Raw genomic sequence first — 22,366 nt, 5'->3', positions numbered from 1 at the left:
CGGGGATCGCGGGCGGGGCCTCGTCGGCCGTCCGCTCCCTCGGGCCACGAAGGCCGGCCCCGGGCGACGGCGCGCGCCCCGCGTCGGCGGAGCTTGCTGCGGCGCCCACGCGCCCTGCCCCACGCCGCCGAGGACGCGCGCCGGGGACGCGAACGATCCGATGGGGCTGGCGGCTGTTCCTGGCCTCGATCCTGTTCCTGATCGTGGGCGCGGCGGGCACGCTCCTGTTCGTCTGGGCGACGATGCGGGACTTGCCGCTCGCCGACATCCTGCCGGCGGTCGAGGAGCCCACGATCTCGGTCCGCACCGTGGACGGGGAGGTGCTGACGACGCGGGGCGCCTATCGCGCGCCCTATGTGGCGCTCGACGAGTTTCCGCCCTTCCTGCCCGAGGCCGTCATGGCCATCGAGGACCAGCGCTTCCGCGAGCATGGGGGCGTGGACCTGCGGGGGATCTCGCGGGCGCTCTACCGCAACGTGACCGCCGGGGGCGTGGTCGAGGGCGGCAGCACGCTGACCCAGCAGCTCGTGAAGATCCTCTACCTCGAGCCCGAGCGGACGCTCACGCGCAAGCTCCAGGAGGCGGTGCTGGCGGTGATGCTGGAGCGGCAGCTCGGCAAGGACCGCATCCTGGAGCTGTACCTGAATTCGGTCTATCTCGGGTCCGGCGCCTACGGGATGCCGGCGGCGGCGGAGACCTATTACGGCAAGGACGTGGGCGAGCTCACGCTACCCGAGGCGGCGATGCTGGCGGCCTCGATCCAGTCGCCGAGCCAGGTGAACCCCATCGCCAACCTGGGCGCGGCGCAGAACCGGGCGGCGCTGGTCCTGAACCTGATGGCCGAGCAGGGGCGCATCGACGAGGCGACGCGGGACCAGGCGCTCGCGCAGTTGGCCGTGCTCGCGCCGCAGCCGCCGCCCACGCGGGCGGGGAGCTACTTCGCCGACTGGGTGCTGCGCGAGGTCGAGGCGCTGAAGGGCGCGGGCTCGGGCGGGCTGACGGCGACGGCGACGCTGGACCCCGAGCTCCAGGCCGAGGCGGAACGGATCGTCCGCGAGGTCATGGCCGAGAAGGGCGCGGCGGCGGGGGCGACCCAGGCGGCGCTGGTCGCCATGACGCCCAACGGGCGGGTGCGCGCGATGGTGGGCGGACTCGACTATGGCCAGAGCCAATTCAACCGCGCCACGGACGCGAAGCGGCAGCCGGGCTCCACCTTCAAGCTCTTCGTCTACATGACGGCGCTGATCCTGGGGGCGAGCCCGGACAGCGTGGTGCAGGACGAGCCCATCGACGTCGGCGGCTGGACGCCGGAGAACTTCGACGGGCGGAGCCATGGTCCGGTGACGCTGCGCGAGGCCTTCGCCAAGTCCTACAACCAGGCCGCCGCCCGCGTCGGGCAGGAGGTGGGAGTGGACCGGATCGTCGAGGTCGCGCAGCGCTTCGGCATCGAGGCGGAGCTGAAGCCCACGCCGTCGCTCGCGCTCGGCACCTCGGAGGTGACGCTCCTCGACATGACGGAGGCCTTCGCGGCGGTGCGGCTGGGCCGGACGCCGGTCAACGCCACGGGGATCGAGACCCTGCGCCTGGGCGAGGAGGGCGATTCGCTGGGCGTGACCGGCGTCGCGGAGCCGGAGCAGACGCCGCTGACCCGGACGCAGGAGCCGATGATGGAGATGCTCCGCGCCGTGGTGGAGGGCGGGACGGGCCATGCCGCCGAGATCCCGGGCCTGCGCCCCTGGGGCAAGACCGGCACGAGCCAGGAGAGCCGCGACGCCTGGTTCATCGGCGGGGCGGGCGGGCTGGTGGTCGGAGTCTGGGTGGGCAACGACGACAACTCGCCCATGGACCGGGTGACGGGGGGCGGCCTCCCGGCCGAGATCTTCCGCCGGGTAGTGGTCACGGCGCAGGGCGAGGGAACGCTCGCCACCCAGGCGCCGGCCCAGCAGGCGCAGGCCGGCGCGGCGGCCCAGGACCAGCGGCAGGCCCGACCGGTCCAGGCCGAGGCGCCGCAGTGCCATATCCGGCGCTGCGCGGCGGCCTACCGGTCCTTCCGCGCCTCGGACTGCACCTATCAGCCGTTCATGGGACCGCGCCGGCTCTGCACCCGTTGAGGCGGCGCCCTGCCCCTCCTATATCTGAGGCGTTTCCCCGTGGAGGCCGCGCCATGTCGTTCCAGATGCCCGTGATCCCGCCGACCGTGACCCCCCGCGCCTTCGCGCGGCTGCACGAGATCGGCGCGGCCGAGCAGGGCAAGGCCCTGCGCGTGGCCGTGGCGGGCGGCGGCTGCTCGGGCTTCCAGTACGAGATCGTGCTGGACGATCCCAAGGACGACGACCTCGTGCTGTCGGGCGAGGGGGAGACGGTCGTGGTGGACCCGGTGTCCCTGCCCTTCCTGGCCTCCGCGAGGATCGACTTCAGCGAGGAGCTGATCGGGGCGCGCTTCGTGATCGACAACCCGAACGCCACGGCCTCCTGCGGGTGCGGGACCTCCTTCTCCATCTGATCGGGACCGTTTCGGTTGTCGCGCATCTTGGTCCGAAAACCGCTTCGCGCTTTTCGGGATGCGCTCTAGGGTCGCGGCCATGAGGATCGCGACTTACAACATCAACGGCGTCCGCGCGCGGCTCGAGACCGTGCTGGGCTGGCTCGAGCTGCAGGAGCCGCACGTCGCTCTCCTGCAGGAGATCAAGTGCGTGGACGAGGTCTTTCCGCGCGAGGAGATCGAGAGGCTGGGCTACACGATCGCCACCCATGGGCAGAAGAGCTTCAATGGCGTGGCGATCCTGTCGAAGCTGCCGCTGGAGGACCTGGTCCGGGGGTTGCCAGGCGACGACGAGGACGAGCAGGCGCGCTGGATCGAGGCCACGGTGATGGGCGACCGCGCCGTGCGGGTCTGCAACCTCTACCTGCCCAACGGCAACCCGGCGCCGGGGCCGAAGTTCGACTACAAGCTGTCCTGGCTGGAACGGATGCAGGCCCGCGTCCAGGCGATCCTCGCGTCCGAGGAGCCGGCCGTCTTCGCCGGGGACTACAACGTGATTCCCGAGGCGCGGGACGTGCGGCGGCCCGACGACTGGCGCGACGACGCGCTGTTCCGGCCCGAATCGCGCGCGGCCTTCCGGCGACTGGAGAACCTGGGGCTCTACGACGCGATCCGGCTTCGGACGCAGGCGCCGGGGGTCTACAGCTTCTGGGACTTCCAGCGCGGCTCCTGGGAGAGGGACGACGGCATCCGCATCGACCACCACCTGCTCACGCCGCAGGCGGCGGACCTCCTCAGGGACGCCTGGATCGAGCGGGACGCACGCGGCGGAACCAAGCCCTCGGACCACGTTCCGGTCTGGGTCGAGCTCGAGGCCTGAGTCGGTTCCGACGGCACCCGGAAATAAACTGGCCTGTCAAGCGTCCTGACGGTCCCACCGTGGGAACCGGCAGCGGACTGTTGCCGTTCACCCGGCAAGCACGACAGATCACGGACCCGTCAGGTATCGCCATGATGACCCTGCGCATCAAGGCCGCGGCGCTTGCGCTTGCGGCGATCCCCTCCCTTTGCCCCGCGCTCGCCCAAGCCGAGTGCAGCACCGCCGCGGCCGGCGCGCGCTGCATCCGGGTGGTCGATCCGCAGGCCCGCCCGACCGAGCCGACCGAGGTCGCGATGAGCAGCGCCTCGGCGGCGACGCCGCTGGCGCAGGTCGGGGACGTGCTGCCGCAGGGCAAGTACTCGATCATCCTGAACGCCGACTACTACGGCCTGCCGCCCGCCTCGGACGGCTGGGTCTACATGCGCGTGGGTCCGGATGCCTATCGCGTGGACTGGCGCACGCATCAGGTCCTGGAGCGCGTGACCGAGAAGGCCGCCGCCAACTTCTAGCCGTCGGCCGTCACGTCGAAGCGGTAGAGCCAGTCGTAGCGCCTGAGGAAGGCCCCAGGCGCCAGGAAGCCGAGCGTCCACAGCCCCGCATGGGCGGCGCGGCGCCTGGCTCCCTTCAGGTGATAGTTGCGCGCGTTGGCGTTGGCCTCCCCGACGGCGTCGGAGACGCGGGGGCGGCGCTCGGCCTGGTAGCGGTCGAGGCCCTCGCGAAGGTCGTCGCGGAGGATCTCGCGGGCGAGGACCCAGGCGTCCTCGAGCGCGAGGTTGGCGCCTTGGGCGAGGAAGGGGAGCGTCGGATGCGCCGCGTCGCCCAGGAGCACCGTGCGCCCGTCGTGCCATCTGTCGGCGACCGGATGCCGGAAGAGCCCCCAGCGGCCGACCTCGGTCACGCGGGCGAGGATCGCCTTCAGGTTCAGCGCGACATCGCCGAAGGCGCGGCGGAGCGCGTCGGGGCTGTCGCGATGGGACCAGCCCTCCTCGGCCCACTGCGCCTCCTCGCGGACGGCGACCACGTTCAGGCGGCCGTCCTTCAGCGGGTAGGTCACGACGTGCTTGCCGGGGGCCATCCAGATGCGGGCGACGGGCCCCTGCTCCACCGGGACGATGGCGCGCCAGGCGACCTGGCCGGTGAAGAAGGGCCTGTCGTCGCCCAGGAGATGCCGGCGCACCACCGAATGGAGCCCGTCCGCGCCGACGACGAGGTCGGCCGACAGATGCTCGCCGCCGTCCAGCTCGACGCCATGGGGCGTTATTGCGGTGACGCGGGCCTCGGTGCGGAGGGGGACCCCGGCGGCCTCGGCCCCCTGCCGCAGGAGGTCGATGAGGTCTGCGCGGTGGACGAAGAAGTAGTCGCCGCCGGCGCGGCGGAGGTCGAAGCGCGCGATGGGGCGGCCGGTGAGGGCGTCACGCGGCTCCACCGCCAGGGCGCGGACGCCGACCGACTCGGGGGAAAGGCCGAGGGCGCGGAGGACGCGGCTGCCGTTGGGGGTGATCTGGAGGCCGGCGCCGACCTCGGAGATGGCGGGCGCCTGCTCGACCACCCGAACCCAGGCCCCCCGGCGGGCGAGGGCCAGGGCTGCCGCGAGGCCACCGATGCCGCCTCCGACGACGAGGACCTCCCGCCGGGGCGCGCTGGCCATCAGTCGTCCCTGTGGACCTTCTCGCGGCGCTCGTGACGCTCCTGCGCCTCGAGCGTCATGGTGGCGATGGGACGGGCGTCGAGGCGCTTGAGCGAGATGGGCTCGCCCGTGATCTCGCAGTAGCCGTATTCCCCTTCCTCGATGCGACGCAGCGCGGCGTCGATCTTGGAGACCAGCTTGCGCTGGCGGTCGCGGGTGCGGAGCTCGAGCGCGCGGTCGGTCTCCTCCGAGGCGCGGTCGGCGATGTCGGGGATGTTGCGGGTGCTGTCCTTCATCCCCTCGATGGTGTCGAGCGATTCCTTGAGGATCTCACCCTTCCAGGCGAGGAGCTTGCGGCGGAAGTATTCGAGCTGCCGCTCGTTCATGAAGGGCTCGTCCTCGGCGGGACGGTAGTCCTCCGGCAGGAAAATCTCGGCTTTCATCACTGCTCCCCTGTCCTGCCGGTGGCTGGCTCACGGAACGCACCAGCCGCCTCGGCCCCTTGCTGCCCTTGGGGGCTCCCTACACCCCTCGCCTGGTACTGTCACGAACGTTTTCGTGAGAGCCGACGGTGGCTTGGGGGACGATGCTACGCAAGCGCAACGGGCCGTCGGGCAAGTCCATGGCCCGCCTTGCGTTGTCGTGTGACGCCACGGAACGGCCATGGCGGCGGGGCCACGGGCCGGGGAAACCCGATGGACGTCCTCCTTTCGCCATCTTTGCGGGCGGGGGGCGAGTCTGGACGCCCCCTGGCGCCCGCGATAGGCCTTGGGCGGGCCGCAACCGGACGGGAGCACGCGCATGATCTACCCTCTGGCCGGCCTGCTGATCGGCGCCGCCCTCGGGGCCCTGGGCGCACGGCGGCGCGAGGGCACGCGTTTCGACCTCCTTCAATGGGCGGCGGTCGGCGCGATCCTCGGTGGCCTGATCGGGCTTTTCCTGCTCATCCTGATCCAGCGCAACCTCGCTTGAGAGCGCGCGGTCGGGTGCCCATATCCGGGGCATGATCCGGCTCCTCCCGCTTCTCCTCCTCGTCGCCGCGGCGATCGTCTACGCGCGGACGCTCGCATGGCGCACGGCGCGGGAGCTCGACCGGAACTCGGTGGAGCTGGCGGACCCGGGGCTGAGGACGGCCCTCGCGCGGCTGGCGGAGGCGCTGGAGATCCCGCGCATCAGGGTCCACCTCTACGAGGTGCCGGCGATCAACGGGCTTGCCTCGCACGATGGGCGCATCTTCATCACCCGGGGCTTCTACGAGCGCTTCCGCGCGGGGCAGGTCACGGCGGAGGAGATGGCGAGCGTCGTGGCGCACGAGCTGGGGCACGTGGCGCTCGGGCATTCGCGGCGGAGGATGATCGACTTCACCGGGCAGAACGCCGTGCGGATGGGCCTCGCGCTGGTGCTGGGGCGGCTGCTGCCGGGGCTCGGGGTCTGGATCGCGCAGGGGTTGGTGAGCCTCCTCGCCGCCGGGCTGTCGCGGCGCGACGAATACGAGGCGGATGCCTACGCCACGGCGCTGCTCATCAAGGCCGGGATCGGGGCGGGGCCGCAGAAGTCGCTGTTCCGCAAGCTGGGCGCCATGGCGGGGCACGGAGCGCAGGCGCCCGCGTGGCTGCTGACCCATCCCAGGACCGAGGAGCGCATCCGCGCCATCGAGGCGAACGAGGCGCGCTGGCTCAGGACCTCGCCTGACGCTCCTGCCTGAGGGACCAGGTGCCGTCCTCGCGCATGTAGTAGCGGGCGGCGAGGCCCGCGCCGGTGAGCACCTTCCATTGGGTGCGGGCGGTGGACAGCGCCTCCGGGTCAGAGCCGTCGAAGACGATGCAGACCCGTTGCGCAACGAGGGCCTCCCCTTCCGAGACAGGGGCGCCGTCGAGCGCCATGAGGCAGTCGCGGTCCCCCTGCCCTTGGGCCACGGTCAACAGGATCGGCTGCTCCGAGTCGTGGGGCCCGCCGGCAATGCCGTGGGGCCGGAACTCGCCCCCCTCGCCCCAGAGCGCGAGGTCCAGCCGCTCCATCCGGTCGCGCGCGAGGCCCCGGACCTCGATGCGCCAGCCCTTTCCGAGGGCCATGTCGAGCATCCGGGGCAGCACCGCCTCGGGCGAGTCGCCATTCAACTGGTAGAAGAAGGCTTCGGGCATCCTGTGGCCTTGTCCGTTAGACCAGTTCCGTAGGGCGGGCTCCTTCCGACCTTACCCCTTCGCCTCGTAGCGGTCCGCGATCAGGCGGTTCAGCGCCATGACGCCCCAGCCGGTCGCTCCCTTGGGGGCGAGCGCGGTATCGGACTTCACCGAGGCGACGCCCGCGATGTCGATGTGGCACCAAGGCGTGCCGTCCTTGATGAAGCGCTTGAGGAACTGTGCCGCCGTGATCGAGCCGCCGTCGCGCCCGCCCACGTTCATCATGTCGGCCACGCGGCTCTTGAGCTTGGCGTCGTAGGCGTCGCCCATCGGCATCCGCCAGGCGCCCTCGCCCTCCGCCTTGGTGGCGGCGATCAGGGCATCGGCGAGGCCGTCGTCGTTCGAGAAGACGCCCGCGTTCTCGTGGCCCAGCGCGACGATGATGGCGCCGGTGAGGGTGGCGAGGTTGATGACGCCCGAGGGCTGGAACCTCTCCTGCGCATACCAGAGCACGTCGGCCAGGACGAGGCGCCCCTCGGCGTCGGTGTTGATGATCTCGACCGTGTCGCCCTTCATGGAGGCGACCACGTCGCCGGGGCGGGTCGCGGTGCCGGAGGGCATGTTCTCCACGAGGCCGACGAGGCCCACGACGTTGGCGCGGGCCTTGCGCAGCGCGAGCGTCCGCAGGACCCCGGCAACGACACCCGCACCACCCATGTCCATGGTCATGTCCTCCATGCCGCCCGCGGGCTTGATGGAGATCCCGCCGGTGTCGAAGACCACGCCCTTGCCGACCAAGGCGAAGGGCGGCTCCTCGCCGCCGCCGGCCCAGCGCATGACGACGACCTTGGACGGGCTCTCGGACCCCTGCCCCACGGCGAGGAGGAGGCGCATCCCGAGCTTCTCGAGGTCGGCTTCCTCGATGACCTCGACCTCCACGCCGAGATCGCGGAGGGATTCGAGGCGGCGGGCGAACTCGGTGGTGGTGAGGACGTTGGCGGGCTCGTTGACGAGGTCGCGCGTGAAGAAGACGCCCGAGGCGACGGCGTCGAAGGAGGCGAGGCGCGCGCGGGTGGCGTCGGGGTCGTCCCACCATCACCGTCACGGGGCCGGAGGGGTCCTTGGGTGCCGTCTTGTGCTGCGTGAAGTCGTAGGCGCGGAGTGTCAGCGCCATGGCGAGCTCCTCGGCCTGCGCGAGCCGCCGGTGGCGACGGCGAGGGCGCCCGGCCCCCGCATCTTCGCCAGCGCCGCGCCGATGCTCCGCGCCTCGGCGGCGGTGGGCTTGCGGGGAGCCTTCACGACGACGAGGCCCTCGGCCGCGAGGCCCGCCGGGAAGGACAGGAGCGTGGCCTCCCCGACCTTGGCCTTGGCCCAGCCGGACGAGGCCACGAGGCGTGAGACCGCCTTGCGGGCAAGCTGGTCCACCTTGCGCGCCGCCGGATTCATCCGGCCCTCCGCCTCGACGAGGATCGCGACGCGGCCCTCGGCGGTCGCGAGCGCCTCGAGGTCGAGCGGGGCGAAGGTGATGGCGACGGGGTCGGTCATGGCGGCTCCTCGGGAACGTGACGGGGCGTTGGTAGCCCGGCGGGTCGGGGGAGGCCAGAAGAAGGTTCAACCCGGGGCCGATCCGGTCTAACTCTGCCCCGAGGCGGGAAAGGAACGCGGGTGGGGCGGATCGACAGATACGTGCTGTCGCAGTTGATGGCGGTCTTCGGGCTCGCCTCGCTGGTGCTCGTGCTCGTCTACTGGATCAACCGGGCGGTTGTGCTCTTCGACCAGCTCATCGCGGACGGGCAGTCGGCCTGGGTGTTCCTGGAGTTCACGGCGCTGGCGCTGCCCTCGATCATCCGCATCGTCCTGCCGCTCGCGGCCTTCGCGGCGACGCTCTACGCCCTGAGCCGGATGAGCGGGGATTCGGAGCTGACGGTGATCCAGGCGACCGGAACCTCGCCCTGGCGGCTCGCGCGGCCCGTGCTGGCCTTCGGGCTGATCGTGGCGGTGCTGATCTCGATCCTCGCCCACGTCCTCGTGCCCCTGAGCCTCGTGAGGCTCAACGCCCGGCAGGCGGAGATCGCGCAGACGGCCACCGCCCGGCTCCTGCGCGAGGGGGAGTTCATCTCGCCCGCCAAGGGCCTCACGCTCTACATCCAGGAGGTCACGCCCTCCAACGAGCTGCGGGGGCTGCTGCTGTCGGACACGCGCGACGCGGACGAGAGCATGACCTACACCGCCGCCTCGGCCTACCTCGTGCGCGGCGAAGGCGGCCCGCAGCTCGTCATGGTGGACGGGATGATCCAGCGGCTCGACAGGGAGACGGGTCGGCTCCTCGCCACGAGCTTCGCCGACCTGGCCTACGATCTCTCGCCCTTCCTGCCGACGGCGGGCGACGGCGGGCGGAGCTCGCGCGAGGTGCCGACCTGGGAGCTCCTGATGCCGACGCCCGCCCTGGCCGAGGAGACCGGGAAGGCGGAAGGCATCCTCTTCGCCGAGGGACAGGAGCGGGTCGCCGAGGCGCTCTTCGCGCCCGCCGCCGCCCTGATCGCCCTGGGGCGCTGCTGCTCGGCCAGTTCAGCCGCTTCGGCGTCTGGAGGCAGACGGTCGCGGCGGTGGTGCTGGTGATCCTCGTCAAGGGCGTGGAGTCGGTCGCCTCGCAGGCGGTCCACGACGACCCGATGCTCTGGCCGCTGGCCTACCTGTCCCCGGCGGTGGGCCTCGCGGTCGGGTCGCTCCTCGTCGGGCTCGCCGCGCGGCCCCGGCGGGTGCGGCGGGAGGCCGTGCCATGATCCTCGACCGCTACCTCGCGCGGCGCTTCCTGAAGACGTTCCTGGGAACGCTCGCGATCTTCTTCGGCATCCTCGCCCTCGTGGACATCGTGGAGCAGATCCAGCGCTTCGGCGACAACGTCGAGGGGCTCTGGCCGATCCTCGGGCTCACGCTCCTCAACGTGCCGTCGGGGCTCTACTCGATCCTGCCGCTGGTCACGATCATCGCCGCCATCGCCATGTTCCTGAGCCTCGCCAAGTCCTCGGAGCTGGTGGTCACGCGCGGCTCGGGACGGTCGGCCCTGCGGGCGCTGCTCGGGCCCTCGATCGTCGCGGTGCTGCTGGGCGCGCTGGCGGTCGCGGCCTTCAACCCCATCGTCGCCGCGACCTCGCGCGAGTACGAGTCGCGCGTGGGCCGGATCAACGGCGAGGAATCGGCGCTGGCGCTGTCCGAGGACGGGCTCTGGCTACGGCAGGGCGGCGCGGCCGGGCCGACGGTGATCCGGGCCGCGCGGTCGAACCTCGACGGGACCGCGCTTCGGGGCGTGACCCTGCTCACCTACGACGCCGAGGGCCGCCCGCGCGAGCGGATCGAGGCCGAGCGGGCGGAGTTGGCCGCGGGACGCTGGACGCTGACCCAGGCCAAGGTCTGGCCCCTGACGGCCGCCAACCCCGAGGCCGAGGCGGCGCTGCACGCGAGCTGGACCCTTCCCTCCTCGCTGACGCCCGACCAGATCCGCGACAGCTTCGGGACGCCGTCCTCCATCCCGATCTGGGAGCTGCCGAGTTTCATCAAGCGGCTGGAGGACGCGGGCTTCACGGCGCAGCGGCACAAGGTGTTCCTGCAGACCGAGCTCGCGCAGCCCGCGTTCCTCCTCGCCATGGTGCTGGTGGCGGCGGGCTTCACGATGCGCCATCAGAGGGGGCGGCGGACGGGGATGATGGTGCTGGGCGCGATCCTGACGGGCTTCGGCATCTACTTCCTGCGGAACCTCGCGCTCATCCTGGGCGAGGCCGGGGAGGTCGCCCCCGCGCTGGCCGCCTGGGCGCCGCCGATGGCCGCTATCTTCCTGTCGCTCGGGCTGCTGCTGCATCTGGAGGAAGGATGAGGCGCCTTCTCGCGCTCCTGCTGGCGCTCCTCCCCCTTGCCGCCCCGGCGCAGGAGAGCGCGGTGCTGGTCGCTGACACGCTCGTCGTGACCCAGGACGAGAGGCTGGTGGCCACGGGCAACGTGCAGGCCTTCTACGAGGGGACGACGCTCTCGGCCGCCGAGGTGGCCTACGACCGCGCCGCCGACCGGCTGACCATCGAAGGGCCCATCCTCATCCGCGACGCGGACGGGACCGTCGTCACCGCCGAGCGGGCCGAGCTCGACCCTCGGCTGGAGGACGGGCTCCTGCGGGGCGCGCGGCTGGTACTCGACCGGCAGCTCCAGCTCGCCGCGAACCGGGTGGACCGGCTGGACGGGCTGACCGCGCTGACGGGCGCCGCTGCCTCCTCCTGCCAGGTCTGCCCGGGGACGGCGCCGCTCTGGGAGATCCGGGCCGAGCAGGTGATCCACGACGAGGCGGCCGAGCAGCTCTACTTCGAGAACGCACGCTTCCTGGTGCGGGGCGTCCCGATCTTCTGGGTGCCCCGGATGCGCCTGCCCGACCCGAACAACGAGCGCGCGACGGGTCTTCTTATCCCGCGCATCCGCACGACGGACGACCTCGGCGTCGGCCTCAAGCTCCCCTACTTCATCGAGTTGGGGCCCACGCGGGACCTGACCCTCACCCCCTACCTGTCGCGGCAGACGCGGACGCTGGAGGCGCGCTACCGGCAGGCCTTCCTGCGGGGCGACCTGCAGGTGGAGGGAGCGGTGAGCCGCGACGACCTGACCGAGGGCCCGCGCGGCTTCGTGACGGCGCGGGGGGCCTTCGACCTGGGCGACCGGCTGGACCTGCTCTTCCACGGGACCGCCGTGAGCGACAAGGACTACCTCCTCGACTACGGCTACAGCGACGACGACCGGCTGGAGACCTCGGTCCGGCTGAGCCGGGTGGGCCAGACCTCGCTCTTCGCGGCCGACGTCACCCAGTATCGCTCGCTTCGCCAGGACGAGAGGGAGGGGCCGCTGCCCCCGGTCGTGGCCCAGCTTTCCTGGGAGAAGCGCAACGACGCGCTGGGCGGGACCGTGACCCTCGGGGTGGGGCTCGACGGCTTCGCGCGGACGGCCAGCGGCTCGGGCGAGGCCTCGCGCGACGTGACCCGGGCCGGGGCCTTCGCGGGCTGGCGCGCGGACCGGGTGCTCGGGCCGGGCGTCCTGATCGAGGGCGAGGCCCGGGCGGCGCTCGACGCCTACCGCGTGGCCGACGATCCGGCCTATGCCGAATCGTTCCTGCGCGCCTCTCCCGCCGCCGCCGTGACGCTCCGCTGGCCGCTGATCCGGCATGGGACGCAGGCGGGCTCGGACCTTCTCGAACCCGTGGCCTCGCTGGGCTGGACCGGCGCCTTCGGGAACGAGCCGCCCAACGAGGATTCGCGGCTGCCGGAGTTCGACGAGGCGAACCTCCATGCCCTTTCCCGCCTGCCGGGGGAGGACGAGGTGGAGACCGGCGGGAGGCTTTCCCTGGGCCTCTCCTGGACACGGACCGGACCGGGCTTCTCCTCCACGCTGGCCGTCGGGCGGGTGCTCAGGACCGAGGCGCTGGAGGCTTCGCAGGCCTCGGGGCTTTCGGGTATGTCCTCGGACTGGCTGCTGGCGGAGGGGCTCGACCTCGCCGGGGGATTCGCCTTCGACCTTCGGACGCTCTTCCACGACGACCTCGCCGACTTCCGGCCCGGCAAGACCGAGGCGCGGCTCGACTGGTCGAACGACGCGATCACGCTGGGGACGGCCTATCTCCACGTGCCCGCCGACGCGGAGGAGGACCGGCCCGACACGGCCGCCGAGATCCTGTTCGACGCCGAGCTGCGGCCATCGGAGCGGTGGACCATCCAGGGCGACACCCGCTACGACCTGGAGGCCGACCGACCCGCGCGCGTGGGTCTCGGCCTGGGCTGGCGCAACGAATGCGTCGAGGTGGACGTTTCGGTGGCGCGCCGCTACACCTCGGCCGACGACGGCGGGCCCTCGACGGACTTCGGGCTCTCGGTCAATCTCAACGGCTTCTCGGCCGGACGGCAGGCCCGGGTGACGCCCGGCGCCTGCCGCGGCTGAGGCAAGGGAGGGGCGATGACTTCCGGTAACTTCCTGCGGGCGCTGGGCGTCCTCGTCCTCCTCGGGGGTCCCGTTGCGGCGCAGGACCTGTTCTCGCCCGCGATCGTGGTCAACGACCGGGCCGTCACCGGATACGAGCTCCAGCAGCGCGCCCTGCTCCTCGATGCCTTCGGGACGCCCGGCGACCTGCCAGAGCTCGCGCGGACCCAGCTCGTCGAGGAGCGGCTGAAGCAGCAGGAGCTCGATCGCGCGGGAGCCACGCTCTCCGACGAGGCGCTGGCCCGCGCCCTCGCCGACTTCGCGTCCCGCGCGGAACTCTCGACCGAGGAGTTCGAGGCGCGGCTGGCCACGCAGGGCGTCGATCCCGAGACGCTACGCGACTACGTGGCCACGAACGTCACCTGGCGCGACTATATCCGCGCCCGCTTCGGCGACAGGGTCGAGGTCACGGACCCGGAGGTCGAGCAGGCCCTGTCCCAGCAGGGGACCGAGCGGCAGGGGATCGAGGTGCTCCTCAACGAGATCGTCATTCCCGCCCCGCCGGGCCGGGAGGCCCAGGCCGAGGCCGCCGCGCGGCAGATCTCCCAGATCACCTCCGTCGCCGAGTTCGAGGCCGCCGCGCGCGAGGTCTCCGCGGTGCCGTCCCGCGAGCGAGGGGGCGAGCTCGACTGGACGCCTCTCTCCAACTACCCGGCGGTGCTCCAGGGCATCATCCTGGAGCTCTCGCCCGGCGAGGTGACGCCGCCCCTGCCCGTCACGGGCGCGGTGGCTCTGCTCCAGCTCCGCGACGTCCGCGAGGCGGCGGTGCCGGCCGCGCAGCCGGAGTTGGTGGACTACGCCGTCGTGCGCATCCCTGGCGGGCTGTCGCAGGAGGCGGTGAGCAAGGCGGCCGGCATCGCCGCCCGCGCGGACACCTGCACCGACCTCTTCGCCCTGGGCCTGCCCGACCAGAACATCGAGAGGCAGGCGGTGGCCCCGGGCTCCATTCCGGAGGACGTGGCGCTGGACCTCGCCAAGCTCGACCCCAACGAGGCGACCTGGGGCCGCACGACGGACGGCGGGCAGACGCTGCTCCTCACCATGCTCTGCTCGCGCACCTACCCCCTGCCCGAGGGGGCGCCCGATCGCGAAGCGGTGCGGAACGCGCTTCGCAGCCAGCGGCTCGAGGCCTTTTCCGACGCGCTGGTCGCCGACCTGCGGGCGTCGGCCACCATCGTGGGCGAATGAGAGCCCCGCCGGGGTCGCGGCCATGACCATCGTCGTCTCCTGCGGCGAGCCTGCTGGAATCGGGCCCGAGGTCGCCGCGAAGGCATGGGAGGCGACGCGCCTCCCCCTCCTCTGGATCGGCGACCCGCGCCACCTGCCGCGCGGCACGCCGGTGGCCGAGGTCTCAGGCCCCGAGGAGGCCGAGGAAGCCGCTCCCCACGCTTTGCCTGTCCTCGCGCGAGACTTCGGCCCGGGCGCCATGCCGGGCGAGCCCAATCCCGTCCATGCCCAAGGCGTGATCGACGCCATCGCGGACGGGGTCCGGCTCATCCGCGAGGGACGCGCGCGGGCGCTCTGCACCGCGCCGATCTCCAAGGAGGCGCTGATCCGGGGCGCAGGCTTCGCCTACCCCGGCCACACCGAGTTCCTGGCCCATCTCGGCGGCGACGTGGAGGTGGTCATGATGCTGGCCTGCGACGCGCTCCGGGTGGTGCCCGCCACCATCCACGTGCCGATCGCGGAGGTGCCCCGCCTCCTCGCTCCGGACCTGCTGGAGGGCGTCCTGCGAATCACCCACGCCTCCCTCCGCGACGACTGGGGCCTGCCGTCGCCCCGGATCGCGGTCGCCGGCCTCAACCCCCATGCCGGCGAAGGTGGCCTCATGGGGTCGGAGGAGCGGACGGTGATCGGGCCGGTGCTGGAGCGGCTCCGGGCGGAGGGTATGGATCTGCGCGGTCCCCTGCCCGGCGACACCATGTTCCACCAGGAGGCGCGGGCGGGCTACGATGCCGCCGTCTGCATGTACCACGACCAGGCGCTGATCCCGATCAAGACGCTGGACTTCGCACGGGGCGTGAACGCGACGCTCGGACTGCCCTTCGTGCGAACCTCGCCCGACCATGGGACGGCCTTCGGGATCGCCGGAAAAGGCATCGCCGACGCCCGTTCCATGATCGCGGCGCTGGAGCTCGCGGACCGACTCTCAAAGCGCCGGGGCGTGCCGTGGCGGCGATAGACGGCCTGCCGCCGCTGCGCGAGGTGATCGCGGCACATGGCCTTTCCGCCAGGAAGGCCCTGGGGCAGAACTTCATCCTCGACCTGAACCTGACGGCCCGGATCGCCCGGGCGGCCGGGGACCTGACCCGCGCCGACGTGCTGGAGGTGGGCCCCGGCCCGGGTGGCCTGACGCGCGGCCTGCTGGCCGAGGGCGCGCGCAAGGTCGTCGCGGTGGAGAAGGACGCGCGCTGCCTGCCTGCCCTCGCCCAGATCGCCGGGCACTATCCGGGGCGGCTGGAGGTCATCCAGGGCGACGCGCTGGAGGTGGACCTCTCGGGCCGGCTCGCGCCGCCCGTCCGGGTCGTCGCCAACCTGCCCTACAACGTGGGGACGGAGCTCCTGGTCCGCTGGCTCACGCCGCCCGAGTGGCCGCCCTTCTGGACCTCGCTCACGCTCATGTTCCAGCGCGAAGTGGCCGAGCGGATCGTCGCCAGGGCCGGGGACGATGCCTATGGACGGCTCGCGATCCTGGCGCAGTGGCGGGCCGAGCCTCGCATCGTGCTCGACCTGCCGCCCCAGGCCTTCGTGCCGCCGCCCAAGGTGTCGTCGGCGGTGGTGCATCTCGACGCGCTCCCCGGGCCACGGTTCCCCGCGAACCCCAGGACCTTGTCCCGCGTGACCGCGGCCGCCTTCGGACAGAGGCGAAAGATGCTCCGGGCGTCGCTGAGGTCGCTCGCGCCGGACATCGAGGCACATCTGGAGGCGGTCGGCATCCCGCCCACCGAGAGGGCCGAGAGGGTGTCGCTGGAGCAGTTCTGCGCCTTGGCGCGGAGGCTGGACGAGGCCTGAGGTCGGGTTTCGACGGACCGGTCCGGCGTCCGGGGGGTGGATCGAAGCGCACCCTGTCCAACGGCCGTCAACGAAAAGGGCGGGGTCGCCCCCGCCCTTTCGCGTTCCTCACTCCGCCGCGTCGGGCGGGGCCACGGCTTCGGTTGGGCCCTCCGCCTTGGGCGCGCGAGGCTTGCGGGGCTTGCGGGGACGCTCGGCTTTCGCGGGCTCGGCGTCCGGGGTCGGGGCAGCCGCCTCGGGCGCCGGAGCCGGGACCACCGGTTCGGCCTCAGGCTCCGTCACGGGCGCGGGGTGGCGCTCCTCGCGGTCGCGGCGCGGGCGCCGCTCACGGCCTTCGAAGGGCCGATCCTCGCGGCGGGGGCGCTCGGGGCGGGAGGCGCGCTCCTCCGGCGTCTCCACGAGGCCGGCGTCGGGGGCCATGTCATCCTGCGGATCGGCCACCATGACCGGGAAGAGCGGCTGGGAGAGGAAGCTCGGCTCGACCAGGTCGGCGGGACCGCCGGACGCCTCCTCCTGCGCACGGAAGCGGGCGGCGCGCTCACGCTCGCGCTGCTGCTCCCGCTCGCGCTGGTGGTCGCGGTCGCGCTGTTGCTGCTGCTCGCGCTGCTGTTGCTGCTCGCGCGAGAGCTCCATCTGACGGTCGCGCTCCTGCTGGCGCTCGCGGTGGAACTGCTCCTGCTCCTCACGGGCGCGCTCCACGTCGCGCATCGCCTCGGCGAGGATGCGGGTATAGTGCTCGGCGTGCTGGGCGAAGTTCTCGGCGTTCACGCGGTCCCCGGCGAGTTGCGCGTCGCGGTGGAGCTGGAGATACTTCTCGATGATCTGGGCGGGGGTGCCGCGCACCTTCCCCTCGGGGCCCGAGCTATCGAAGACGCGGTTGATGATGTTGCCGCCGGAGGGGCGGTTGTTGCGGTTCTGCTTGTTGCGCTGCCGCTGCTTGGAAGATCTCATGGGCCTGTCTGTTCCAGGTGCAATTCGTGACGCTCGGGGCCTGATCCCACGCCGATGGCGCCTGTTCGGGGGAATCGACCTGACTGTGAAGGCGACGCTTCGGACGGGGGGATTGAGCGAGGCCCGCCGGCCCGCTGCCCGCATCCCATCCGCTGGGCGCCACTAAGCACGCGACGGACATGAGGGCAAGGGCAAAACAGTTGGAGTCGATATAGGTGGCAGATTGCGGTTCTCAAGGCACGCGGAACAGGCAGACTCTGGCCCGTCCGTCGAGGTCGCGCCGGATCTCCGGCGGAGCGAGGCCCTGGGCCGCCCCGATCCGCGCCACGGCCTCGGCCTGGGTGGGACCGATCTCCACCATCAGGCGGCCCTTGGGCGCAAGGTGCGCCGCCGCACCGGACAGAATCGCGCGATAGGCGCCAAGGCCGTCGCCCTCGTCCGTCAGCGCCAGGCGCGGCTCCCAGACCCGCACCTCGGGCTCCAGCGCCGGCATCTCGTCCAGGGCGATGTAAGGGGGGTTCGAGACGATGAGATCGAACAGACCGTCCGCGTTCTGGAACCAATCGGAGCGCGCGAAGGAGGCGCGGCCCGCGACCCCCAGGCGAGCGGCGTTGCGATCCGCGACCGACAGGGCGCCGGGCGAGAGGTCGAGGCCGAGCCCGGTCGCGTCCGGCCGCTCCGCGAGCAGGGTGAGCAGGATGCAGCCCGATCCGACCCCGAGGTCGAGGACACGGGCGAAGGGCTCCTCCAGGGCCGTGGCGACCAGCACCTCCGTCTCGGGCCGGGGATCGAGCACGTCCGCGTTGACCTCGAAGTCGCGGCCCCAGAAGGTCCGCGATCCGACGAGGTGCGACACCGGCTCCCGCTTCGCGCGGCGAACGAGGAGTCCTTCATAAGCCTTTGCCGAGTCTGCGGAAACCGGCTCGGGCAGCATCACCGTCAGCCGTCCAGGCCCCACGCCCAGCGCTTGCGCGAGGAGCCGTCGGGCGTCCCCGACCGGCTCGGGGACGTCTGCGACGCGAAGGGTTCGGATGCCTCGGGCGAGCAGGTCAGAGCCGGTCATTCCGCCTCACTCGCCCATCTGCGCCAGCGCCTCGGCCTGCGCGTGGGCCGTCAAGGCGTCGATGACCTCGCCCAAGTCGCCATCGAGGACCTGGTCGAGCCGGTAAAGCGTGAGGCCGATCCGGTGGTCGGTGAGGCGCCCCTGCGGGACGTTGTAGGTGCGGATGCGCTCGCTCCGGTCGCCCGAGCCCACCTGCGACTTGCGGTTGGCGGCGCGGGCCCCCTCGGTGCGGGCCCGCTCCATGTCGTAGAGCCGTGCGCGGAGAACCTGCATGGCGATGTCCCGGTTCTGGTGCTGGGACTTGAGCGAGGAGGTCACGACGATCCCCGTCGGCAGGTGGGTCAAGCGCACGGCCGAGTCGGTCTTGTTGACGTGCTGCCCCCCCGCGCCCGAGGCGCGCATGGTGTCGATCCGGAGGTCGCTCGGGTTGATCTGGATGTCCACCTCCTCCGCTTCCGGGAGCACCGCCACGGTCGCGGCGGAGGTGTGGATGCGGCCCGAGGCCTCGGTCGACGGGACCCGCTGGATGCGGTGGACGCCGCTCTCGTACTTCAGCCGGGCGAAGACGCCCTCGCCCTCGATCCGCGCCACGAGTTCCTTGAGGCCGCCGAGGTCGGTCGCCTGCTCCTCGACCACGTCGAAGCGCCAACCCTGCGATTCGGCATAGCGCTGGTACATCCGCGCGAGGTCGGCGGCGAAGAGCGCGGCCTCGTCGCCCCCGGTTCCGGGCCGGATCTCCAGCATCGCAGGGCGCGCGTCGGCGGCGTCCTTGGGCAGTAGCGCCACCCGAAGCTCCCGCTCCTTCTCCTCGAGCCGCTCGCGCAGGGAGGGCAGCTCCTCCTCGGCCAGCGCCCGCATCTCGGGGTCGGCGAGCATCGCCTCGGCGTCGCGCAGGTCGTCCGACAGGGCGCGCCAGGCCTCGGTGGCCTCCACCACCGGCTTGAGCTGCGACCACTCGCGCGAGACTTGCGCGATCTCGGCGGGGGAGAGGGGCTCCTGCATCTTCGCCTCGAGGAAGGCGTAGCGCTGGGCGATGTCGCGGAGGCGGTCCTCGAGGATCATGCGGGTCCTCTCGCCTCTCGCGCCGGGAGGGTCAAGGGCGCCTCAGGTGCCCGGCGGGTTGATCCGCCCGTAGCGCCCGCCCCGCCGCCTCGGCGCCTCGGCGGTGGCGAGGGCGGCCCGCAGCATCCCGGTCATGGGATGGGCATCGTCGCGATGGCGATCGAGGAGCGCCAGGACATGCGGCCGGGGATCGGCGTCGGGCGGCAGCGAAAGCGCCCAGTCGAGGAAGATCGACCGGCACTCGGGCTCGGTGATGCCCTCGATCCGGTAGGACTCGCGCACGAGACCCTTGGGGTCATGGGGATCCTTCTCGGTCACGATTCTCCTCCTCCGACCACGCGGTCGATCGCCGCCGCCGCCGCCTCGGCCGATTCCGCCAGGCGGGCCTCCAGCATCGGGATCGCCTCCTCCTCGGTCTCGCGCAACAGGAAGCGGCGCCCGCCCTCGCCCACCTTGCCGGGGTCGAGGGTGCCCTCGGTCAGGAGCCGAGCGGCCGCCTGGACGTTCCAGAAGAGGCTCGCGGCGGCGTCCAGGACCTCGGCGTCCCCGGCCCCGATCAGTCCCGCCTCGCGTCCGGCGGCGATCTGCTCCGGCGTGGACCGCACCGACGAGCCTGCTAGGAGCGCCAGCCCCTGCGCGCAGAGCTCGAGGTCCCGGAGCCGCCCGGGGCCGGACTTGGCGTCCCAGGCCCCCTCGCCCGACTTGGCGGCGGCAAGCCGGGCGCGCATCCCGGCCACGTCGGGCAGGACGCGCGCGTCGCCCCGGCGCCCGGCGATCAGCTCGGCCCGGAAGGCCTCGACCCGCTCGGCGAGCGCCGGCGCCCCCTCGCCCGCCCCGGCGACCACGCGGGCGCGGGTGAGCGCGAGGTGCTCCCAGGTCCAGGCCTCCTCGCGCTGGTAGCTCTGGAACGAGGGCCAGGAGGTGGCGACCGGCCCCTGACGTCCGGACGGGCGCAGGCGCATGTCCACCTCGTAGAGCCGCCCTTCGGCCATGGGAGCCGAGAGCGCCGTGACCAGGCCCTGCGTGAGCCGCGCGAAATAGGGCCGCGTCGCGAGAGGCCGCGCCCCGTCCGAGGCTCCGTCCACCCCTGCGTCGTAGATCACGATCAGGTCGAGATCGGAGGTCGCCGAGAGCCGCCCCGTCCCGAGCGAGCCCATCCCCAGCACCACGGCCCCCCATCCGGGGCCGCCGCCGTGCTTCCTCGAGAAGTCCTCGGACACCATAGGAAAGACCTGCCCGAGAACCGTCTCGGCGAGGTCCGCATACTGCCGCCCGGCTTCCTCGGCCCCGATCAGGCCCTGGAGGTGATGGACGCCGGTTCGGAACCACCATTCCTTCAGCCAGCGTCGCGCCGCGTCGAGCCGCGCCTCCTGGTCGCGCCCGTGGGCGACGGCTCGGCCCAGCGACTCCCGAAGCTCGGCCCGACCGGGCCAGGGCGCGAAGAACCGCCCGGCGATCACCGCGTCCAGCACCCCCGCGTTCCGCGACAGGTAGCGGGCGAGCGCGGGCGAGGTCGCGCTGATCTCGACCATCAGCCGCAGGAGGTCCGGGTTCGCCTCGAAGAGGGAGAAGAGCTGCACGCCCGCGGGAAGCCCGGCCAGGAAGAGGTCGAAGCTCATCAGCGCCTCGTCGGGGCGCGCGGCCTCGCGCAGGCGGAGCAGGATCTCGGGGCGGAGGCGATTGAATATCTCGACCGCCCGCTGGGACCGCAGCGCCGGATAGGTCGGCCAGCGCGAGGTGACCTCGGCGCCGAAGTCGTCCTCCGGCAATGCTGCCGACTGGCCAGGGGCGAAGAAGCCCTCGGTCAGTTCGTGCACCTCCTCGATCCGCTCGCGGAGGTCGCGCCGCACGTCGTCCTCGCTCTCGCCCATGAGGGAGACGAGCCGCGCCCAGCCCTCGGCGCTGTTCGGCAAGGCGTGCGTCTGCTGGTCGGCGATCATCTGGACCCGGTGCTCGACCTCGCGCAGGCGGCGGTAATGGGCGGCGAGCGTGGCGGCGGCATCGGGCGGGACCCAGCCGGCGGCGACGAGCCGATCCAGCCCCTCCAGCGTGCCGCGCACCCGCAGCGCGGGGTCGCGTCCCCCCGGCGATGAGCTGGCGCGTCTGGACGAAGAACTCGATCTCCCGGATGCCGCCACGGCCGAGCTTCAGGTCGTGCCCATCGAGGTTCAGCGGCCCCGCCGAGTCCCTTGTGGTCCCGGATGCGGAGCCTCATGTCGTGAGCGTCCTGGATCGCCGCGAAGTCGAGGTGACGGCGCCAGACGAAGGGCCTGAGGGTGTCGAGGAACCCCTCGCCCGCCGCGATGTCGCCGCCGCAGGGCCGCGCCTTGATGTAGGCCGCGCGCTCCCAGGTCCGCCCGAGGCTCTCGTAATAGGCCTCGGCGCCCGCCATGGCCATGCAGACCGGGGTCACGGCTGCGTCGGGCCTCAGCCGCAGGTCCACGCGGAAGACGTAGCCGTCCGTGCGGTCCTGCAGCATCGCCGTCATCGCCCGCGTGACCTTGACGAAGCCCGCCCGCACAGCCGGGAAGTCCTCGCGCGAGACCCGCGTCTCGTCGAAGAGGCAGATGAGGTCGATGTCGCTCGAATAGTTGAGCTCGCCCGCCCCCATCTTGCCCATGGCGAGCGCGACCATGCCGCCGGCGGTGCCGGCGTCCTCCGGCCCGAGGCCGGGGAGCCGCCCCTTGGCGATGGCCTCGGCCACCAGCGCCCTGATCGAGCGATCCACCGCGAGGTCGGCGAGGCGCGAGAGGGCGCCCGTCACCATCTGGAGGGACCAGGCCCCCGCAAGGTCCATGATCCCCGCAAGGAGCGCCACTCGCCGCTTGGCCTGTCGCAACGCCGGACCGAGCCGGTCGGGCGGACCGTCGGGCAGGTCCCGCAACGCCGCGTCCAGCGCGCCCTCGGGATCGTCCAGGGCGGGACCGAGCCATTCGCCCTCCCGCGCCATCAGCTCGGCCAGGTAGGGGCTGCTCCCCGCCGCGCCGACCAGCAGCGTGCGGACGGCTCCGGTCACGCCCGACGGAACGGCCCGCTCCCCGCGTTCGAGGTCGCAGGGGCGGGGCAAGCGCGAGATGCGGGCGGACAAGGCATTCATGGCAGGACCCTTGGAGCAGGTCCGGACCGGCTCGACCAGACCCCTTCGGCGCTTTTTCGCTCACGCCGC

At 72.4% G+C, this 22,366-nt stretch carries 20 protein-coding genes and 2 pseudogenes; 13 read left to right on the top strand and 9 right to left on the bottom strand.

The window, feature by feature from the left end:
* The 4 genes from RUMESO_RS12110 to RUMESO_RS12095 all read left to right on the top strand — a co-directional run.
* Nucleotides 1–2,111: PBP1A family penicillin-binding protein (locus RUMESO_RS12110; protein WP_051521275.1), on the top strand; the 2,111-nt coding region annotated here is incomplete at its 5' end.
* 65 nt (nt 2,112–2,176) lie between these two features.
* Complete coding sequence (locus tag RUMESO_RS12105; protein ID WP_037280533.1) at nt 2,177–2,503, top strand: HesB/IscA family protein; 327 nt, start codon at nt 2,177–2,179, stop codon at nt 2,501–2,503.
* A gap of 79 nt (nt 2,504–2,582) precedes the next feature.
* Entirely contained in the window at nt 2,583–3,362 is a 780-nt protein-coding gene (xth, locus tag RUMESO_RS12100; protein ID WP_037280515.1) for an exodeoxyribonuclease III, read from the top strand.
* Nucleotides 3,363–3,493: 131 nt separating this feature from the next.
* On the top strand, nt 3,494–3,871 hold the full coding sequence (locus RUMESO_RS12095; protein WP_037280513.1) for a hypothetical protein: 378 nt from the start codon (nt 3,494–3,496) through the stop codon (nt 3,869–3,871).
* Here the strand turns inward: RUMESO_RS12095 and RUMESO_RS12090 are convergent.
* The gene (locus RUMESO_RS12090; RefSeq protein ID WP_037280512.1) at nt 3,868–5,010 is read right to left on the bottom strand and encodes an FAD-dependent monooxygenase; all 1,143 of its coding nucleotides are present in this window, start codon (nt 5,008–5,010) and stop codon (nt 3,868–3,870) included. The genes RUMESO_RS12095 and RUMESO_RS12090 overlap by 4 nt on opposite strands.
* Complete coding sequence (dksA, locus tag RUMESO_RS12085) at nt 5,010–5,432, bottom strand: RNA polymerase-binding protein DksA (protein ID WP_037280510.1); 423 nt, start codon at nt 5,430–5,432, stop codon at nt 5,010–5,012. The genes RUMESO_RS12090 and dksA overlap by 1 nt, the downstream gene beginning before the upstream one ends.
* A 358-nt stretch (nt 5,433–5,790) precedes the next feature.
* Between dksA and RUMESO_RS25760 the strand changes: the two genes are divergently transcribed.
* The gene (locus RUMESO_RS25760; protein ID WP_169791168.1) at nt 5,791–5,961 is read left to right on the top strand and encodes a hypothetical protein; all 171 of its coding nucleotides are present in this window, start codon (nt 5,791–5,793) and stop codon (nt 5,959–5,961) included.
* Nucleotides 5,962–5,992: 31 nt separating this feature from the next.
* Complete coding sequence (locus tag RUMESO_RS12080; protein WP_037280507.1) at nt 5,993–6,694, top strand: M48 family metallopeptidase; 702 nt, start codon at nt 5,993–5,995, stop codon at nt 6,692–6,694.
* Here RUMESO_RS12080 and RUMESO_RS12075 read toward each other — a convergent pair.
* Together RUMESO_RS12075 and RUMESO_RS12070 are read right to left on the bottom strand one after the other, a co-directional pair.
* Nucleotides 6,666–7,130, bottom strand: a complete 465-nt coding sequence (locus RUMESO_RS12075; protein WP_037280505.1) for a DNA polymerase III subunit chi — start codon at nt 7,128–7,130, stop codon at nt 6,666–6,668. The two genes, RUMESO_RS12080 and RUMESO_RS12075, sit on opposite strands and share 29 nt — an antisense overlap.
* 51 nt (nt 7,131–7,181) lie before the next feature.
* Nucleotides 7,182–8,654, bottom strand: a pseudogene (locus RUMESO_RS12070) (leucyl aminopeptidase).
* 120 nt (nt 8,655–8,774) lie between these two features.
* On the opposite strand from RUMESO_RS12070, the gene lptF reads away from it, so the two are divergent.
* Genes lptF through rsmA form a run of 7 tightly spaced genes read left to right on the top strand, consistent with a single transcriptional unit; the run spans nt 8,775 to nt 16,124 of the window.
* The gene (gene lptF / locus RUMESO_RS12065; RefSeq protein ID WP_342670771.1) at nt 8,775–9,728 is read left to right on the top strand and encodes an LPS export ABC transporter permease LptF; all 954 of its coding nucleotides are present in this window, start codon (nt 8,775–8,777) and stop codon (nt 9,726–9,728) included.
* The gene (locus RUMESO_RS28165) at nt 9,725–9,892 is read left to right on the top strand and encodes a hypothetical protein (protein WP_342670770.1); all 168 of its coding nucleotides are present in this window, start codon (nt 9,725–9,727) and stop codon (nt 9,890–9,892) included. The genes lptF and RUMESO_RS28165 overlap by 4 nt, the downstream gene beginning before the upstream one ends.
* Entirely contained in the window at nt 9,889–10,980 is a 1,092-nt protein-coding gene (lptG, locus tag RUMESO_RS12060) for an LPS export ABC transporter permease LptG (protein ID WP_037280503.1), read from the top strand. Before RUMESO_RS28165 ends, lptG begins: the two co-directional genes overlap by 4 nt.
* Complete coding sequence (locus tag RUMESO_RS12055) at nt 10,977–13,073, top strand: LPS-assembly protein LptD (protein WP_037280501.1); 2,097 nt, start codon at nt 10,977–10,979, stop codon at nt 13,071–13,073. Before lptG ends, RUMESO_RS12055 begins: the two co-directional genes overlap by 4 nt.
* Before the next feature lie 15 nt (nt 13,074–13,088).
* A complete protein-coding gene (locus tag RUMESO_RS12050; RefSeq protein WP_037280500.1) occupies nt 13,089–14,300 on the top strand; it encodes a peptidylprolyl isomerase in 1,212 nt (403 codons plus the stop codon).
* Between the two features lie 22 nt (nt 14,301–14,322).
* Entirely contained in the window at nt 14,323–15,294 is a 972-nt protein-coding gene (gene pdxA, locus RUMESO_RS12045; protein WP_037280498.1) for a 4-hydroxythreonine-4-phosphate dehydrogenase PdxA, read from the top strand.
* On the top strand, nt 15,282–16,124 hold the full coding sequence (rsmA, locus tag RUMESO_RS12040; RefSeq protein WP_037280496.1) for a 16S rRNA (adenine(1518)-N(6)/adenine(1519)-N(6))-dimethyltransferase RsmA: 843 nt from the start codon (nt 15,282–15,284) through the stop codon (nt 16,122–16,124). The genes pdxA and rsmA overlap by 13 nt, the downstream gene beginning before the upstream one ends.
* 108 nt (nt 16,125–16,232) lie before the next feature.
* Here the strand turns inward: rsmA and RUMESO_RS12035 are convergent, their stop codons facing one another.
* From RUMESO_RS12035 to RUMESO_RS12015, 5 genes and pseudogenes are all read right to left on the bottom strand, one after another.
* Nucleotides 16,233–17,075: a DUF4167 domain-containing protein gene (locus tag RUMESO_RS12035; RefSeq protein ID WP_037280494.1), complete on the bottom strand. Its 843-nt coding sequence runs from the start codon at nt 17,073–17,075 to the stop codon at nt 16,233–16,235.
* Nucleotides 17,076–17,307: 232 nt separating this feature from the next.
* Nucleotides 17,308–18,138, bottom strand: a complete 831-nt coding sequence (prmC, locus tag RUMESO_RS12030; RefSeq protein ID WP_037280492.1) for a peptide chain release factor N(5)-glutamine methyltransferase — start codon at nt 18,136–18,138, stop codon at nt 17,308–17,310.
* 6 nt (nt 18,139–18,144) lie between these two features.
* A complete protein-coding gene (gene prfA / locus RUMESO_RS12025; protein ID WP_037280490.1) occupies nt 18,145–19,200 on the bottom strand; it encodes a peptide chain release factor 1 in 1,056 nt (351 codons plus the stop codon).
* Between the two features lie 42 nt (nt 19,201–19,242).
* A complete protein-coding gene (locus tag RUMESO_RS12020) occupies nt 19,243–19,518 on the bottom strand; it encodes a hypothetical protein (RefSeq protein WP_037280488.1) in 276 nt (91 codons plus the stop codon).
* A pseudogene (locus RUMESO_RS12015) lies at nt 19,515–22,297 on the bottom strand ([protein-PII] uridylyltransferase family protein). Before RUMESO_RS12015 ends, RUMESO_RS12020 begins: the two are co-directional and overlap by 4 nt.
* Between the last annotated feature and the right edge of the window lie 69 nt (nt 22,298–22,366).

Source organism: Rubellimicrobium mesophilum DSM 19309 (assembly GCF_000600335.2).
GTDB classification, from domain to species: Bacteria; Pseudomonadota; Alphaproteobacteria; order Rhodobacterales; family Rhodobacteraceae; genus Rubellimicrobium; species Rubellimicrobium mesophilum.
Note: the sequence above shows the minus strand (reverse complement) of the source record. Positions and strands in the feature narration are given on the sequence as shown.